At 66.1% G+C, this 13,411-nt stretch carries 15 protein-coding genes; 11 read left to right on the top strand and 4 right to left on the bottom strand.

Translation table 11 applies throughout. The annotated features are described in order from the left end of the window. Positions 1-84: 84 nt before the first annotated feature. The 6 genes from pilB (at position 85) to IPK65_01760 (ending at position 5,820) form a co-directional block, all read left to right on the top strand. Positions 85-1,800, top strand: a complete 1,716-nt coding sequence (gene pilB, locus IPK65_01735) for a type IV-A pilus assembly ATPase PilB (GenBank protein ID MBK8161899.1) — start codon at positions 85-87, stop codon at positions 1,798-1,800. Between the two features lie 4 nt (positions 1,801-1,804). Continuing rightward, positions 1,805-3,028 carry a type II secretion system F family protein gene (locus IPK65_01740; protein MBK8161900.1) on the top strand — a complete coding sequence of 408 codons (1,224 nt, stop codon included), beginning with the start codon at positions 1,805-1,807 and terminating at the stop codon, positions 3,026-3,028. Between the two features lie 75 nt (positions 3,029-3,103). Continuing rightward, positions 3,104-4,000, top strand: a complete 897-nt coding sequence (locus IPK65_01745; GenBank protein MBK8161901.1) for a prepilin peptidase — start codon at positions 3,104-3,106, stop codon at positions 3,998-4,000. A 122-nt stretch (positions 4,001-4,122) separates the two neighbouring features. Next, complete coding sequence (locus IPK65_01750) at positions 4,123-4,728, top strand: dephospho-CoA kinase (GenBank protein ID MBK8161902.1); 606 nt, start codon at positions 4,123-4,125, stop codon at positions 4,726-4,728. Between the two features lie 133 nt (positions 4,729-4,861). Beyond that, on the top strand, positions 4,862-5,626 hold the full coding sequence (gene zapD, locus IPK65_01755; GenBank protein ID MBK8161903.1) for a cell division protein ZapD: 765 nt from the start codon (positions 4,862-4,864) through the stop codon (positions 5,624-5,626). Beyond that, positions 5,623-5,820, top strand: a complete 198-nt coding sequence (locus IPK65_01760; GenBank protein MBK8161904.1) for a DNA gyrase inhibitor YacG — start codon at positions 5,623-5,625, stop codon at positions 5,818-5,820. The genes zapD and IPK65_01760 overlap by 4 nt, the downstream gene beginning before the upstream one ends. Positions 5,821-5,826: 6 nt before the next feature. Here IPK65_01760 and IPK65_01765 read toward each other — a convergent pair whose 3' ends face one another. The 4 genes from IPK65_01765 to IPK65_01780 all read right to left on the bottom strand — a co-directional run bounded on the left by IPK65_01765 (position 5,827) and on the right by IPK65_01780 (position 8,701). Then, positions 5,827-6,843 (bottom strand): Nudix family hydrolase, encoded by a 1,017-nt coding sequence (locus IPK65_01765; protein ID MBK8161905.1) that lies wholly within the window; start codon positions 6,841-6,843, stop codon positions 5,827-5,829. 38 nt (positions 6,844-6,881) lie between these two features. Continuing rightward, a complete protein-coding gene (locus IPK65_01770) occupies positions 6,882-7,106 on the bottom strand; it encodes a hypothetical protein (protein MBK8161906.1) in 225 nt (74 codons plus the stop codon). Between the two features lie 154 nt (positions 7,107-7,260). Continuing rightward, positions 7,261-7,860, bottom strand: coding sequence for a hypothetical protein (locus tag IPK65_01775; GenBank protein MBK8161907.1), 600 nt, complete (start codon positions 7,858-7,860; stop codon positions 7,261-7,263). A gap of 139 nt (positions 7,861-7,999) precedes the next feature. After that, positions 8,000-8,701, bottom strand: a complete 702-nt coding sequence (locus IPK65_01780; GenBank protein ID MBK8161908.1) for a ComF family protein — start codon at positions 8,699-8,701, stop codon at positions 8,000-8,002. 125 nt (positions 8,702-8,826) lie between these two features. Between IPK65_01780 and bioB the strand changes: the two genes are divergently transcribed. From bioB to bioD, 5 genes are read left to right on the top strand one after another with little or no spacing between them, the layout of a single operon-like run. Continuing rightward, the gene (bioB, locus tag IPK65_01785; protein MBK8161909.1) at positions 8,827-9,861 is read left to right on the top strand and encodes a biotin synthase BioB; all 1,035 of its coding nucleotides are present in this window, start codon (positions 8,827-8,829) and stop codon (positions 9,859-9,861) included. Further along, positions 9,858-11,027 (top strand): 8-amino-7-oxononanoate synthase, encoded by a 1,170-nt coding sequence (bioF, locus tag IPK65_01790; GenBank protein ID MBK8161910.1) that lies wholly within the window; start codon positions 9,858-9,860, stop codon positions 11,025-11,027. Before bioB ends, bioF begins: the two co-directional genes overlap by 4 nt. Beyond that, entirely contained in the window at positions 11,024-11,791 is a 768-nt protein-coding gene (gene bioH, locus IPK65_01795; GenBank protein MBK8161911.1) for a pimeloyl-ACP methyl ester esterase BioH, read from the top strand. The genes bioF and bioH overlap by 4 nt, the downstream gene beginning before the upstream one ends. Continuing rightward, positions 11,784-12,701: a malonyl-ACP O-methyltransferase BioC gene (gene bioC / locus IPK65_01800; GenBank protein ID MBK8161912.1), complete on the top strand. Its 918-nt coding sequence runs from the start codon at positions 11,784-11,786 to the stop codon at positions 12,699-12,701. The genes bioH and bioC overlap by 8 nt, the downstream gene beginning before the upstream one ends. Next, positions 12,698-13,408: a dethiobiotin synthase gene (bioD, locus tag IPK65_01805; GenBank protein MBK8161913.1), complete on the top strand. Its 711-nt coding sequence runs from the start codon at positions 12,698-12,700 to the stop codon at positions 13,406-13,408. The genes bioC and bioD overlap by 4 nt, the downstream gene beginning before the upstream one ends. The last annotated feature ends 3 nt before the right edge of the window (positions 13,409-13,411 follow it).

Genomic DNA, 13,411 nt, shown 5'->3' on the forward strand with positions numbered 1-13,411 from the left:
TGATATTCGTCCTAAAACCATCGAGATACAGGCCGATACTTTAGCTGTCAGGAAAAGGACTTAAGGGATCTGTAGATAATGAGCATGCCGGCCAGTCACACCTCCGTCCAGTTGAGCGGTCTCGCGCGCCGGCTGGTCGAGGAAAACCTTCTGTCCGCCGAGAAGGCCGCCTTGGCGTTTGAGGAGGCCGCCGGCAGCAAGGTACCGCTGGTCCGCCACCTGGTCGACAATAACGTCCTGGACAGCCGCGCCATTGCCTCCGCCGCCTCGCGCGAATTCGGCATCCCGCTGTTCGACCTCGACGCGATGGACCTCGACGTCTGCGCCTTCAAGCTGGTCAGCGAGAAGCTCATCACCAAACACAATGTGCTACCACTGTTCAAGCGCGGCAACCGCCTGTTCGTCGGCATGTCCGACCCGACCAACCTGCAGGCGCTGGACGAAATAAAGTTTCATGCCGGCGCCACCACCGAGCCGATCCTGGTCGAGGACAAAAAACTCGGACAGATCATCGCCCGGCTCGTAGAGGCGCACGACACCACCCTGGGAGGACTGCAGGACTCCGACCTGGACGATCTAGACATATCGTCCGGAGAGGAGGACAACGCCGGCACCGGCGATGGCGACTTCGAGGTCGACGACACCCCGATCGTGCGCTTCGTCAACAAGGTGCTGCTCGACGCCATCAACAAGGGCGCCTCCGACCTGCATTTCGAACCCTATGAGAAGACCTATCGCGTGCGCTTCCGCATGGACGGCATACTGAAGGAGGTCGCCGCGCCGCCGCAGACGCTGGCGCCCAAGATCGCGGCCCGCATCAAGGTGATGTCCCAGCTCGACATCTCCGAGCGCCGGGTGCCGCAGGACGGGCGCATGAAGATGAAGCTGTCGAAGAACCGCGCCATCGATTTCCGCGTCAGCACCTGCCCGACGCTGTTCGGGGAAAAGGTCGTGATGCGCATCCTGGACCCGAGCAGCGCCAAGCTCGGCATCGACGCCCTCGGTTACGAACCCGACCAGAAACAGCTCTATCTCGCTGCGCTCGCAAAACCCTACGGCATGATCCTGGTCACCGGCCCCACGGGCAGTGGTAAAACCGTGTCGCTGTACACCGGCCTCAATATCCTGAACACGGAAGACCGCAACATCTCGACGGCGGAGGACCCGGCGGAAATCAACCTGCCGGGCGTCAATCAGGTCAACGTCAATCCCAAAGCGGGGCTGACCTTCTCCAGCGCACTCAAGTCCTTCCTGCGTCAGGATCCCGATGTCATCATGGTCGGCGAGATCCGCGACAAGGAGACCGGCGACATTGCCATCAAGGCGGCGCAGACCGGCCACCTGGTCCTGTCCACCCTGCACACCAACGACGCGCCGAAGACCCTGACGCGCATGGTCAACATGGGCATCGCGCCGTTCAACATCGCCTCCGCCGTCTCGCTGATCATCGCGCAGCGTCTCGGGCGGCGCCTGTGCCCGCACTGCAAACAACCCGTGGACCTGCCCAAGGAAGCCCTGCTGGACGAAGGCTTCGCGGAGGACGAGCTGGGCAGCTTCACCATTTACAGGGCGGTCGGCTGCGACCAGTGCAACGACGGCTACAAGGGGCGGGTCGGCATCTACCAGGTCATGCCGATCTCGGGCGACATGGGCAGGATCATCATGGAAGGCGGCAATTCGATCGATCTGGCGGACCAGGCCCGGAAGGAAGGCATATCCGACCTGCATCACTCAGGACTCAAAAAGGTCAAGGCCGGTATCCTGGGCCTTGAAGAACTGCACCGCGTCATTACGGAGTAGAGACATGGCGGAAAAGGCACAGAAACTCTCCCTCTTCGCGTGGGAAGGCACCAACAAGAGCGGCAACAGGGTGCGCGGCGAGACGCGCAGTTCGAGCCTGTCCCTGGCCAAGGCCGAGCTGAGGCGCCAGGGCATCAACCCGACCCGCGTGAAAAAGAAGGCCCAGTCGCTGTTCGGCGGCAAGCGCAAGAAGAAGATCACCCAGGGCGATATCGCGATCTTCAGCCGCCAGATGGCCACCATGATGTCCTCGGGCGTGCCGCTGGTGCAGTCCTTCGAGATCATAGGCCGCGGCCACGAGAACCCCGCCATGGCTGAGCTGATCCTCGCCATCAAGGGCGACGTGGAAGCTGGTAACCCGCTGGCAGACGCCCTCGGCAGACACCCGTTCCAGTTCGATGACCTCTATTGCAATCTGGTCAACGCCGGCGAGCAGGCGGGCATCCTGGAGAATCTGCTCGACAAGATCGCCACCTACAAGGAAAAGACCGAGGCGATGAAGAGCAAGATCAAGAAGGCGATGTTCTACCCCCTCGCCGTCATCGTCGTGGCCTTCATCGTCACCACCATCCTGCTGCTGTTCGTGATCCCGCAGTTCCAGGATATGTTTTCCGGCTTCGGCGCCGATCTGCCGGCGATGACCATGTTCGTGGTCAATCTGTCCATCCTGTTCCAGAACTGGTGGTGGGCGATCTTCGGTGCCATCGGCGGCGGTATCTATGCCTTCTTCGAGGCCAAGAAGCGCTCGCGCAAATTCAGGCACATATTAGATCGACTCATGCTCAAGGTGCCCGTTTTCGGCGACCTGTTGACCAAGGCCGCCATCGCCCGCTTCGCCCGCACACTATCAACCATGTTTGCCGCCGGAGTGCCGCTGGTGGAGGCGATGGCGACCGTCTCCGGCGCCGCCGGCAACATCGTCTACAGCGAGGCCATCCTGCGCATCCGCGACGAGATTGCCACCGGTTCTCCGCTCAATCAGAGCATGAAACAGACCGAGCTGTTCCCCAACATGGTGGTACAGATGGTAGCGATCGGCGAAGAGGCCGGCTCGATCGACGCCATGCTCAGCAAGGTCGCGGACTTCTATGAACAGGAGGTTGACGACGCCGTTGACGGCCTGAGCAGCCTGCTCGAACCGATCATCATGGCATTCCTGGGTGTTGTGATCGGCGGGCTGGTCGTGGCAATGTATCTGCCGATCTTCAAGATGGGCCAGGTGGTTTAACTGCGCCCGACAAGGGGACGGATCTGAAATCCGTCCCCGCAACCGGCAACCCGTCCCCGACGGTGCGATTCCGAGATGGATCTTCTTTCACTACTAAAGGACAGCCCGCCCGCCCTCATTGCCGTCGTCGGCCTGTTCAGCCTGATGATCGGCAGTTTCCTCAACGTGCTCATCCTGCGCCTCCCGGTAATGATGGAACGCCAGTGGCGCACGCACTGCGCGGAATATCTCACGGACGCGCAGCAACCACATGCCGCCCCCACCTCAAAGGAGGCGGAACCGTTCAATCTCGCGACACCGCGCTCGCGCTGCCCGCACTGCGGGCATGCCATCACGGCGCTGGAAAACATTCCGATCCTGAGTTATCTGATACTGCGGGGGCGGTGCTCCTCCTGCGGGGCGAGCATCTCGGCGCGCTACCCGCTGATCGAGGCTGTGACCGCCGTCCTCTCCATGGTCGTCGCCTGGCAGTTCGGGTTTTCCTGGGAAACCGCGGCGGCACTGATCCTGACCTGGGCGCTGATCGCCCTCAGCGTGATCGACTTCGACCATCAGCTGCTGCCCGACGGCATCACGCTGCCGCTGCTGTGGCTCGGCCTCGCCCTCAGCCTGTTCGGGGTTTTCGCCGACAGCCCTGACGCCGTCATCGGCGCGCTTGCCGGCTATCTCAGCCTGTGGGGCGTGTACTGGCTGTTCAAGCTGCTCACCGGCAAGGAGGGCATGGGATACGGCGACTTCAAGCTGCTCGCCATGCTGGGGGCCTGGATGGGATGGACCTATCTGCTGCCGATCGTCCTGCTCTCCTCCCTGGTCGGCGCAGTCGTCGGTATCACTCTGGTGGTGCTGCGCGGCCGCGACCGCAATATACCCATTCCCTTCGGCCCCTATCTTGCCACGGCCGGCTGGATCACCCTGCTGTGGGGACGCGATATACTCGACGCGTACTGGGGCTGGATGGTCTTTCCGCCTTGAGACAAGGCATGCTGGCAGTTTAGCCAGGCCCCCGTCTTCCGTCCCCATCCAGGGGCCACCACGTGCTGACATCCCGCTGTTCCTCGGCGTATCATCCCGATCATGAGCGAGGCGCCCCCACCATGCTGGTCGTCGGGCTGACCGGCGGCATCGGCAGCGGCAAATCCACCGTCGCGGACTGCTTCGTGGCGCTCGGAGTCCCGCTGATCGACGCCGACGAAATCGCGCGCGAACTGGTCGCATCCGGCGGGGAGGCGCTGGACGAAATAGTCGACTGTTTCGGACCGGACATCCTCGACAGCCGCGGCGGCCTGGATCGCAATCGCCTGCGTCACCGGGTCTTCACCGACGACATACAGCGCCGCCGGCTCGAGGCGATCCTGCACCCTCGCATCCGCGCCGAGATCACGACCCGGATCCGGGGGCTGGATGCTCCCTATTGCCTCGTCTCCATACCGCTGATGATCGAAACCGCGCAAACCGACCTGGTCGACCGCGTGCTCGTCGTCGACAGTCCGCCCGAGCTGCAACGCGAGCGCATTGCGCGGCGCGACGGCTGGCCCGAGGAAGAAATCGACGGAGTCCTGCGGGTACAGGCGACGCGTGCGCAGCGCCTCCAGGCTGCCGACGACGTCATCGCCAACGACGGCGGCCTGGAGGCGCTGCGTCGCTCGGTGGCGACACTGCACCGGAATTACCTCGCGCTGTCCGACGCTGCGCCGCGCTGACCGCTGCGGGCGCACGTCGATTTGCCATCCACCCCGCCGTTATGGACAATGTGCCGGATTACGACCGCGAAGCCCGCGCAACGCGCGGCGCACGGGCGCATCCGTCACGAGGCAGCGCTTGACAGCAGCAGCGATGAACATCATCACGTACGAACAGCCCCTGAATGAGAGGATCCGGACCTTTCTGCGACTCGAATTCCTGTTCCAGCAGGCGAACCACGGCCTGCAGCATCGCTCGCCCTGGGACACGCGCGCGAGCCTGACCAACCTGATCGAGATCCTCAACGTCTTCGGCCGCACCGACCTCAAGACCGAGGTCATCAAGGAACTGGAACGGCTGACCGCCATCCTCTCCCGCCTGGAGGCGAACCCGGACGTCGACTCCACGAAGCTCAATGTGATCATGGACAAGATCGACCTCCTGGTCGACCGCCTGCACAGCTACCAGGGCCAGGTGGGACAGGAATTGAAGGACAACGAATTCCTCACGGCGATCAAGCAGCGCAGCAGCATCCCGGGCGGCACCTGCGACTTCGACCTGCCGGTCTATCACTACTGGCTGAAACACGCGGCCGAGGAACGGGATGCGCAGATGCGGCGCTGGCTGTCAGCCTTCGACACCTTCCGCACTGCCATCGATCTCGTCCTCAGGCTCGTGCGCGAAAGCGCCTCCACCAAACAGGAGACGGCGAGCGGCGGATTCTATCAGCAGTCCCTCGATACCGGGACGCCGTATCAGCTCATCCGCGTGAGCCTTCCCGTCGATGTCGACTGCTTCGCCGAGATCAGCGGCGGCAAGCACCGTTTCACCGTACGCTTCATGGAGATGAACGGATTCGACCGCCCGTTCCAGACCAACCGGGATGTCGCCTTCACGCTGAACTGCTGCGCGATATGAAGATGGTGCGCTGTCCACACTGCCAGCGGGAGATTGAATGGTCGACACGCTGGCCGCAGCGGCCCTTCTGCAGCGAGCGCTGTCGGTTGATCGATCTCGGCGCATGGGCGAGCGAGGAATACCGCATCGCCGGCAAGGACAACGCACCCGATCACGGGGAGAACGAATCCGGGACGCCCGCCCGGACGAACTGACCCGGCTCACCCCAGAGCGTCGACGGCCCGGATCAGGCCCGCGGGATCCGGCGCATCCCACAAGGCGCTGATCGCGGCTACCCCCTGCGCCCCCGCCTCCCAGGCCGTGCGGAGATCGGCGGGGCCGAGCCCGCCCAGCGCATACGCCGGCACGACGGCCGGCTCCAGCAGGTCACGCAACCCACCCCAGCCGAGCGGCGTCGCATCCGGATGACTCCGCGTCGCACGCACCGGCGCCACCGCGATGAAATCCGCCCCGATGCGCGCGGCGTGGTCGATCTGGCGCCGGTCGTGACATGAGGCCGCGACCCAACGGCCCGCCGGCAGGGGGCGCCCGGACAGACTCTGCAGGCGCTCCCCAGTCAAATGCACACCGTCCGCGTCCACGGCATGGCACAGATCAGGATCGGCGTTGAGCAGGATCCCGGCCCCGCGCGCCCGGCACAGCGTGACCACCTCGCCGGCGAGCCGGCGGTATTCATCCTTGCCCAGCGACTTCGCGCGCAGTTGTACCAGCCGGATGCCCGCTTCGAGCAGGCACTCCAGCCGGGAGAGGAAGGCTGTATACGGCGGCTTCGGTTCCGGCGTGATCAGATACAGGGAAGGCAGCCGCAGCGCCGTAATGATCGGCGGATTGGCCGCCGGGAAGTCCGCCGGATCCAGTAACCGCGGCGCCCGCCAGGCCAGTCGCTGGCCTTCGCGCCCGCGGGCCTGCCCGCGATACGCGGTCACCAGCCACACATCGAGCAGCACGGAGCGGGAAGGATAAGCATGCCGCAGGCGAATGAGCGGTCGGGCGGATTCTATGTGAAGACCCACCTCCTCCTCGATCTCGCGCTCCAGGGCCCGGCGCACGTCCTCGCCGGGTTCAACCTTGCCGCCGGGGAACTCCCACCGGTCGCCCTGGTCCGCGTGCGGCGGGCGCAAGGTAACCAGCACCTCGCCCGCGGCATTGCAGATCACGGCCACGGCGACATGAACTGCCGCGCGCCCGGAGGCGTCGGACTCTGCATGCTCAAACATACGGTACCGCGTCAGTGGAAACCAGGCGAAGGACGGGATCAGGCGTAGAGATCGACCGCGGCGCGGGCTTCTGTCCGCGCCGCGCTGATGAAGGCGGTATCGAGATAGCGGCTGATGGCCGCATGCGCGCGCGAGCTGTACAGATCACCGGCGCCGGCCGCGCCCTGGCGCTGCGCGTTGCCGAGCAGCCAGCGCCGCGCCGCATCGGTGTCTACCGCCCCGGAACGCTTGTCGAGCAACTCGCCTTCGATCACCCGCTCCACGGGCACCCTCCCGGCAGAATTTGCTTCATGATATGGGTGCACGCCGCCGGCGGGCCCGCGCGCCTCTCCCGCCGGAACGGACGGCAGGTTACCTGACGCCCCCAGCGGATTGACGCGCATCCCCGACCACCCTGCTGAAGTAATATCCAACAGCTCAGAACTCGAGCTGGAAACCGAGGTGACCGCCGCTCTCCACCGTCACGTTGCCCCCTTCCTCGAGCCCGGCGCGCATCTTGCGGTAGCCCAGGTAGACCATGGCCTGGGGCAGTACGCGGTACTCCAGCGCGGAGCTCAGGTAGGCGAACTTGTCTGCGTCGCCGAAGGTAACCACGTCCGGCGAAAAGAATCCCTCCAGCGATACTCCGATACGCGGCCACGGCGGAGGCACGAACCGGAGCTGTCCGCCCAGCGTCAGCGCGAACAGGCTGACGTCGTCCCGCCCGTCCACGTCGGCGTTGGCACCGAACAGTTTCAGGCCGAGACCGGCGTCGAGGCCCGGCGTACGGCTGCCCGCCTCCGCCACCAGCTGCGCCCCGAACATCCCTACGATAGCATCATCGGTGGTATAGACCAATCCCAGGTCGACTTCCTTGCTGCCGAATCCGCTGCTGTCGCGGTCCAGAATGATGTATCTGAACTGCGCGCTGTCATTACTGACGTTGAGATCGAGCGTCTGCGCCGGGACGGCCGCGGCGCAGGTCAGCAGCACGGCGGCAACCACGCTGCGCATAAGGGATGAAGCTGTTCCGTTCATTAAGTCGACCTTGGTTGGTGTTGCGCCTCGAGATGAGTAAACCTCTGCCCGAGCGCATGAATTTTCCCGACAAGCGCGCAATTTATCACAAGGTGCGGCGCATTCCAAAGCGCGCGGCCACCATCCGGGTGTTCCGGAATCAGCCGCGGATCGATGCCGCTCGCGCGCAGACCCACGCCGCCACGCGCCGCGCACCGGCGCGCCTCAATGCCAGCGCCAGCGCCTCAAGCGTGCTGCCGGTGGTCATCACGTCGTCGATCAGCGCAACATCCGCGCCGGCCAGTGCGGATGACACGCTGAACGCCCGCCTGACGTTCCGGCGCCGCTCGTCCGCCTTCAAACCGGTCTGTTCCGCAGTCGCACGCGTGCGCAGGCAACTGCTGCGATCGAGCGGGATCCCGAAATGCGCCGCCAGCGGTCGCGCAAGTTCCACCGCCTGATTGAATCCACGCTCGGCCAGGCGGCGAGGATGGAGTGGCACCGGAAGGATCACGTGTGGAAGACGAATCCTGCGCCGCTCGAGCTCAATCGCCATGATTTTCCCCAGGGTACGCGCGTAAGCCAGGTGGCCGTCAAATTTCAGGCGCCTGATCATGACGCCGGCCGGCTCCCTGTAGTCGAAGATCGCCACCGCCTCTTCATACGGTGGCGACGCCTCCAGGCAGTGGCCGCAAATCCCGTCCGACGACAGCGGTATCGCGCAGCGCGTACAGGCTGCACCCTGATACGGCAGGTCCGCAAGACAGCCCGGACACAGCCCGAGATCACCGCAGCCCTGGCCGCAGAGCGCACACCGGGACCGCCCGGAACCGGTGACGGCCCGCATCCATCCGTAAACCATCAGACTCCTCCCTGAGTTGACAGCCGGTGAATCTGCTCGCATATTCGCACTGCGCCGGGGCCGAGGCAAGCGGCATGCTGGACACACTTCAGACGGCATTACCTGAATCTTTGAGAGGGCATACGATGAACGAAGCCACCTATCAGCGCATCGACGAGATCACGCGACGCATCCTCGACGGCGGCGAGGCCGGCGCGGACGACGGCCGCTGGCTGATCCGGCTCGAGGACGACTACCTCTCCTGGCTGATGGCCGGCGCCGACCGCATCCGCCGTACGTTCCGCGGCGAGGCCATCGAGATCTGCGCGATCTCCAACGTGCGTTCGGGCAACTGTTCGGAGAACTGCAGCTTCTGCGCCCAGAGCGGACACTTTCGCACCAGCGCGCCGAAATACGATTACATCACCAGCGAACAACTGACCGCCCAAGCGCAACGCGCCCGCGAATGGGGGGCCAGCGACTTCGGCGTCGTGTCCAAGGGATGGGGCGTGCGTTCCGCCCGGGAACGCGGGCAACTGGCGGAATATTTCACCGCCATGCAGGGGGCGAGCGACATCGGCCGCTGCGCCAGCCTCGGCGTGCTGGACGAGCAGACCGCGCGTGAACTCAAGGCCATGGGCTTGGAGAATTACCATCACAACCTGGAAACCGCGGAGAGCCACTTCGCCCGCGTCTGTACCACCCATACCTACCAGGAAAACATCGACACCGTGCGGAACGCCGTGAACGCCGGCCTGCGCGTGTGCTCCGGCGGCATCCTCGGCATGGGCGAGAGCCTGGACCAGCGCATCGAACTGGCACTGACGCTGCGCGAACTCGGCGTCGAGTCGGTACCGCTCAACTTCCTCTCGCCGCAGGAAGGCACGCCGTTCGGCCAGCTCGAACCGCTGACGCCGCTGGAGATCCTGAAAAACATCGCCGTGTTCCGCTACCTGCTGCCGCGGGCGGAGATCCGCATCGCCGGCGGCCGCCAGTTCCTGCGCGACCTGCAGTCCATGATCTTCATGGCCGGTGCCTCCGGTATCATGATCGGCGACTACCTGACCACCAAGGGCCGCCAGGTGGAAGACGACCTCCAGATGCTGCGCGACCTGCAGCTGGCCCCGCGCGAGGATACCCAGCATCGCCGCCAGTCTGCGCCCGACGCCATGACGGCATGATCGATCTCGGCAGCCGCCTGCAGCAGCGACGGCTCGACCGGCTGTATCGCACCCGCCCCGTCCTCGACGGTCCGCAGGCCGCGCAGGTATCGATCGACGGGCGGCAGTACGTCGCCTTCTGCAGCAACGACTATCTCGGCCTCGCCAATCACCCGGCGGTGATCGCGGCGCTGGCGCGCGGCGCGGAACGCTACGGCGCCGGCAGCGGCGCCTCGCACCTGATCAGCGGACACAGTCGCGCCCACCAGGAACTCGAAGCGCAGCTCGCGGCCTACACCGGGCGACCGCGCGCGCTGCTGTTCTCGACCGGCTACATGGCGAATCTCGGCGTGCTGGGTGCGCTCGCGCAGCGCGGCGACCGTATCTACGCCGACCGCCTGAGTCACGCCTCGCTGATCGACGCCGCCCAGCTCGCCGGCGGGCGCCTGCGCCGTTATCCCCATAACGATGCCGCGCAACTGCAAACCTGGCTGCAGCGTGCGACCGACCGCGGGCAGCGATTCGTCGTCACCGATGGCGTCTTCAGCATGGACGGCGACCTCGCCCCGCTCGACCGCCTCGCAGCGCTCGCCCGCGAACGGCATGCCTGGCTCATGGTCGACGACGCCCATGGCCTCGGCGTCATCGGCCCCGGCGGCCGGGGTTCGCTCGCGCACTACGGGCTCGGCGTCGAGGCGGCGCCCATCCTGGTCGGTACGCTGGGCAAGGCCTTCGGCACCTTCGGCGCCTTCGTCGCCGGCGGCGAGGAACTGATCGAGACCCTGATCCAGTTCGCGCGCACCTACATCTACACCACCGCGCTGCCGCCCGCGATCGCCTGCGCCACGTCCGCCGCCGTGCAATTGGCGCAGACCGAAAGCTGGCGCCGTGAGCAGCTCTCAGCCCTGATCCAACGCTTCCATCAAGGAGCGCGCCAGCTCGGGCTCCCCGTGCAGATTCCGGTGGGTGATTCCCCGCTGACTCCCATCGTACCGCTCATCGTCGGCGAATCGGCGGCCGCGCTCGCCGCCAGCGCCGCGCTGCAGCAGCGCGGCCTGCTGATCAGCGCGATCCGGCCGCCGACGGTGCCGCGCGGCAGTGCGCGCCTGCGCATCACCTTCAGCGCCTCCCATACCGAAGAGCAGATCGACCGCCTGCTCGACGCCCTGGCGGAGATCCTGGCGTGACCGTGCATACGGATGCCCTGGGGACGGGGATGGCGTGCGCGCTGCTGCACGGCTGGGGCCTGCACGGCGGCGTCTGGTCGGATACGGCGCAGGCCCTGGCCGCGGACCATCACGTGATCAACGTCGACCTGCCCGGTCACGGTCGCAGCGCACCGTTGCCGCGCGCGTACACACTGCATGAACTCGCCGCCGCGGTCGCCGCTATCCTGCCGCCGCATTGCCGCGTGATCGGCTGGTCGCTGGGCGGCATGGTGGCGCTGCAGCTCGCGGCCCAGTATCCCGATCGCGTCGGGCAGCTGATCCTCGTCGCCGCGACGCCGCAATTCGTCGCGGGTCCGGCCTGGGAACATGGGCTCGCCCCGGAGGTACTGGAGGGATTTGCCACGCGTCTGCGCGCCGATCCGGCCGGCACCGTGCGGCAATTCCTTGCGCTGCAGGTCATGGGTAGTGAACAGGAGCGTCGCACGCTGGCCCGCCTGCGCACCCTGTTGTCCGCCGCCCCGCCACCGCATCCCGCCGCGCTCGAGGGCGGGCTCGGCATCCTGCGCGCGGCCTCGCTGCTGCCGCTGCTGGACCGGATCACCCAGCCCGTCACGCTGATCCACGGCCGCCGCGACACCCTGATTCCGTGGACGGCCGCCCAGGCCTTGCAGGAACGGCTGCCGCAGGCGCGGCTGCAGATCCTGCCGGGCGCGGCGCATGCGCCGTTTCTGTCGCATGCGGATGATTTTCTGCGCATCACGCGGGCGGCGCTCGATGGATAACTCCGGCTCCCCGGACAGCGAGGGCTTCCACGTCGACAAGGCGCAGGTGCGCGCGGCCTTCGACCGCTCGGCGCCGGACTATGACAAGGTCGCCGTGCTGCAGCACGAGATCGGCCGCCGCCTGCTCGAGCGCCTCGAGCTGATACGCCTCGCACCCAAGGTCGTGCTCGACATCGGTGCCGGGACCGGCCGGTTGAGCGCGGCGCTGGGCCAGCGCTACGGCGCAGCACGCGTGATATCTTTCGACCTCTCGCCGCGCATGCTGCGGCTGGCACGCCGCCGCGCCGGGTTGCTCAGACGACTGCGGCGACGCTGCGGTTTCGTATGCGCTGACGCTGAACGCATGCCGTGCGCGGACGCCAGCGCGGACCTCGTCGTCTCCAACCTGATGCTGCAGTGGTGCAACGACATCGACGGCGCACTGGCCGAGTTCCGCCGCGTACTGCGCCCGGGTGGCCTGCTGATGTTCACCACCTTCGGGCCCGATACCCTGCGCGAGCTGCGCGCGAGCTGGGCGGGCATCGACGGCCGTATCCACGTCAACCGCTTCATCGACATGCACGACCTCGGCGATGCACTGCTGCGCGTCGGCCTGAGCGAACCGGTGATGGACCGCGAGGACTTCACCCTGACCTATCCCGACGTCGCAGGATTGATGCGCGACCTCAAGGCGCTCGGCGCGCACAACAGCACCCTCGGGAGGCCGCGCGGCCTGACCGGGCGCGGGCGTCTCGCGCGGGTCATCGCCGCGTATGAACGCTTTCGCAGCCAGGGCCGCCTTCCCGCAACCTACGAGGTGGTCTACGGTCACTGCTGGTCGGGGCCGGAATCCGCACCGCACCACCCGCAACAAGGCGGAAAGATCGTGACGGTCCCGCTGTCGCAGCTAGTGCGGAAGCGGCCGCGATGACGCGCACCCGCGGCTTTTTCATCACTGGCACGGATACCGGCGTCGGCAAGACCTGGTGCGCAGCCGCGCTGGTCTTTGCCCTGCGCCGGCACGGCCATACGACCTTCGGCATGAAACCGGTGGCCAGCGGCTGCGCGCAGACTGCGAGCGGACCGCGCTCGGACGATGCGCTCCTGTTGCAGGAGTACGGTTCGCAACCCGCTCCACCCTATGAACAGATCAATCCCTACGCACTACCCCGGCCGATCGCCCCCCATCTGGCGGCCCGGCATGCGGGAGTGGATATATGTCTTGAGCGCATCATGGATGCCGTCAATCGCGTGCGGGAGCAGGCCGATTTCGTCATCGTCGAAGGGGTGGGCGGGTGGTGCGTGCCGCTCAACGCGCGGGAGACGATCGACGACCTGGCGCGGGCCCTCGGACTGCCGGTCATCCTGGTCGTCGGCATCCGTCTCGGCTGTCTCAACCACGCCCTGCTGACCGCCGCCGCCATCGAGCGCGGCGGGAACACGCTGGCCGGCTGGATCGCCAACCGGGTCGATGCGACCACCGAATGCGCGGAGGAGAACATTGCCAGCCTGCAAGAGCGGCTGTCCGCCCCGTTGCTCGGGGTATTTCCGCATCTTGCAGGATTCGAAGCGGAGCGGCTGGCGGGTGAGATCGATCTTGCGCAGCTGCCGGAATTTACGCGCGAAACCGTCCCCTGAAAA

The sequence above is a fragment of the Gammaproteobacteria bacterium genome, from assembly GCA_016712635.1.
In the GTDB taxonomy this organism is placed as follows: Bacteria; Pseudomonadota; Gammaproteobacteria; order SZUA-140; family SZUA-140; genus JADJWH01.

Excerpts from the sequence above, each read along its gene's own strand:
- pilB (MBK8161899.1), top strand. The coding sequence starts at position 85 with ATGCCGGCCAGTCACACCTCCGTCCAGTTGAGCGGTCTCGCGCGCCGG.
- IPK65_01740 (MBK8161900.1), top strand. The coding sequence starts at position 1,805 with ATGGCGGAAAAGGCACAGAAACTCTCCCTCTTCGCGTGGGAAGGCACC.
- IPK65_01745 (MBK8161901.1), top strand. The coding sequence starts at position 3,104 with ATGGATCTTCTTTCACTACTAAAGGACAGCCCGCCCGCCCTCATTGCC.
- IPK65_01750 (MBK8161902.1), top strand. The coding sequence starts at position 4,123 with ATGCTGGTCGTCGGGCTGACCGGCGGCATCGGCAGCGGCAAATCCACC.
- zapD (MBK8161903.1), top strand. The coding sequence starts at position 4,862 with ATGAACATCATCACGTACGAACAGCCCCTGAATGAGAGGATCCGGACC.
- IPK65_01760 (MBK8161904.1), top strand. The coding sequence starts at position 5,623 with ATGAAGATGGTGCGCTGTCCACACTGCCAGCGGGAGATTGAATGGTCG.
- IPK65_01765 (MBK8161905.1), bottom strand. The coding sequence starts at position 6,843 with ATGTTTGAGCATGCAGAGTCCGACGCCTCCGGGCGCGCGGCAGTTCAT.
- IPK65_01775 (MBK8161907.1), bottom strand. The coding sequence starts at position 7,860 with ATGAACGGAACAGCTTCATCCCTTATGCGCAGCGTGGTTGCCGCCGTG.
- IPK65_01780 (MBK8161908.1), bottom strand. The coding sequence starts at position 8,701 with ATGGTTTACGGATGGATGCGGGCCGTCACCGGTTCCGGGCGGTCCCGG.
- bioB (MBK8161909.1), top strand. The coding sequence starts at position 8,827 with ATGAACGAAGCCACCTATCAGCGCATCGACGAGATCACGCGACGCATC.
- bioF (MBK8161910.1), top strand. The coding sequence starts at position 9,858 with ATGATCGATCTCGGCAGCCGCCTGCAGCAGCGACGGCTCGACCGGCTG.
- bioC (MBK8161912.1), top strand. The coding sequence starts at position 11,784 with ATGGATAACTCCGGCTCCCCGGACAGCGAGGGCTTCCACGTCGACAAG.
- bioD (MBK8161913.1), top strand. The coding sequence starts at position 12,698 with ATGACGCGCACCCGCGGCTTTTTCATCACTGGCACGGATACCGGCGTC.